The following is a 2593-nucleotide window of genomic DNA, read 5'->3' as shown; positions in this document are numbered from 1 at the left end:
CCTTCGCCCTGCATGTCGATGCCGCCACCGGCCAGGTCGCGGTTGCGCAATACGTCTCGCTCCAGCATCCCGACACCAGCAGCAACGACGAGGGCATCGCGCTCGGCGCCGGCTCGGTCTCGGTCACCGTCACGGCGACCGACGGCGACGGCGACCACGTCACACAAAGCGCCGACATCTCCCAGACCATCGTCTTCGAGGATGATGGGCCGAAGGTCCTGAGCGGCCATGCCGCGCCGGTGACGATCGACGAGGACGACATTGCCAGCCTGCTGTCGCAGGGAACCTCGCCCTATGACGGGTCCGGCGACGGTTCGGGCACGGAGTTCCCGCTGGGTGCGGCGATCGCATCCGGCTCGCTGAACGGGCTTGTCGACTTCGGCGCCGACGGCCCGGCCGCCGGCGGCGGTTTCGGCTTCACCGGCACGGCGGCCGCAGACCTGACGGCCATCGGGCTGTCGTCGAAGGGCGTAGAGCTGAGCTGGGCGGTCCAGGGCAACACGTTGGTCGGCTTTGTCGACAGCAACCATAACGGCGCTTACAACGGGCTTAGCGACCGCACCGTGATGACGGTGACGCTGAATGCCTCGAGCGGCGCCTTCGTGGTGCGCCAGTTCGACCAACTCGACCATGTCACACCGCCGACCGGAACATCGGACCAGAACACCGCGCTGCAGACGCATCTGGGCGGCAGCAGCGTGGCCGGCATCGACCTCGGCTCGGTGTTCCAGGCCAAGGACGGCGACGGCGATACGGTGACGCTGACCGGCAAGGCGACGGTCACCGTGGTCGACGACGTGCCGCAGGTGTTCATCGCCGCGACAGGCGTGTCGGTCGTGCATGACGAGACGGCGGGCAACCAGAACGACGACACCAGCAGCGCCTCGGTCGCACACCAGTTCGATTCGCTTGGACTGGGCCCGGCAAGCCTGGGCTATGCGCATGGCAACCTGCCGGTGGTGCTGTTCGGCTCGCTGCCCGGCACGGACGAGCCGCGCGCGGCCGTGCTCAGCCTTGCGGTTGCAGAGCCAGGCACCGATTCGGGCCTGAAGACGACCGACGGGCACGAGATCTCACTGTTCAAGGAAGGCAATCTGATCGTCGGCCGCGTCGACAACAACAATGGCACACCCAACGACAAGGGCGCTGTCGCCTTCGCGGTCTCGGTCGACCAGACCGGCCATATCTCGACGGCACAGTATCTGTCGCTGCAGCATCCGCTGGCCGGCAACGGTTCGGGCGGCTCTTATGACGAGCCGGTCAACCTGTCCGGCAAGATCAATGCGGTGGTCACGGTCACCGACTTCGACGGCGACACAGTCAGCCAGTCGCTCGCCATCGGCGCCAAGATCGTCTTCGAGGACGATGGGCCGAAGGTCCTGAGCGGCCATGCCGCGCCGGTGACGATCGACGAGGACGACATTGCCAGCCTGCTGTCGCAGGGAACCTCGCCCTATGACGGGTCCGGCGACGGTTCGGGCACGGAGTTCCCGCTGGGTGCGGCGATCGCATCCGGCTCGCTGAACGGGCTTGTCGACTTCGGCGCCGACGGCCCGGCCGCCGGCGGCGGTTTCGGCTTCACCGGTACGGCGGCCGCAGACCTGACGGCCATCGGGCTGTCGTCGAAGGGCGTAGAGCTGAGCTGGGCGGTCCAGGGCAACACGTTGGTCGGCTTTGTCGACAGCAACCATAACGGCGCTTACAACGGGCTTAGCGACCGCACCGTGATGACGGTGACGCTGAATGCCTCGAGCGGCGCCTTCGTGGTGCGCCAGTTCGACCAACTCGACCATGTCACACCGCCGACCGGAACATCGGACCAGAACACCGCGCTGCAGACGCATCTGGGCAGCGGCAGCGTGGCCGGCATCGACCTCGGCTCGGTGTTCCAGGCCAAGGACGGCGACGGCGATACGGTGACGCTGACCGGCAAGGCGACGGTCACCGTGGTCGACGACGTGCCGCAGGTGTTCATCACCGCGACAGGCGTGTCGGTCGTGCATGACGAGACGGCGGGCAACCAGAACGACGACACCAGCAGCGCCTCGGTCGCGCACCAGTTCGATTCGCTTGGACTGGGCCCGGCAAGCCTGGGCTATGCGCATGGCAACCTGCCGGTGGTGCTGTTCGGCTCGCTGCCCGGCACGGACGAGCCGCGCGCGGCCGTGCTCAGCCTTGCGGTTGCAGAGCCAGGCACCGATTCGGGCCTGAAGACGACCGACGGGCACGAGATCTCACTGTTCAAGGAAGGCAATCTGATCGTCGGCCGCGTCGACAACGCGAACGGTACGGCCAATCCCGGCGGCGCCATTGCCTTCGCGGTCTCGGTCGCCCAGACCGGCCATATCTCGACGGCACAATATCTGTCGCTGCAGCATCCGCTGGCCGGCAACGGTTCGGGCGGCTCTTATGACGAGCCGGTCAACCTCTCCGGCAAGATCAATGCGGTGGTCACCGTCACCGACTTCGACGGCGACACAGTCAGCCAGTCGCTCGCCATCGGCGCCAAGATCGTCTTCGACGACGACGGGCCGAAGGTGACGGCTGTCGCCGCCACCGGCGTTACGGTAGCGCTTGACGAGACGGCGACCAC

General features: G+C 67.0%; 1 protein-coding gene. It reads left to right on the top strand.

Annotation, left to right across the window (positions count from 1 at the left end):
* Positions 1-2593 (top strand): DUF5801 repeats-in-toxin domain-containing protein (locus FJ973_RS31120; RefSeq protein WP_246675990.1); only part of this gene is annotated, 2593 nt, incomplete at both ends.

Source organism: Mesorhizobium sp. B2-1-3 (genome assembly GCF_006442495.1).
Lineage (GTDB): Bacteria > Pseudomonadota > Alphaproteobacteria > Rhizobiales > Rhizobiaceae > Mesorhizobium.
The sequence above is the reverse complement of the archived record's forward strand: the minus strand, read 5'-3'. Positions and strand labels throughout refer to the sequence as shown.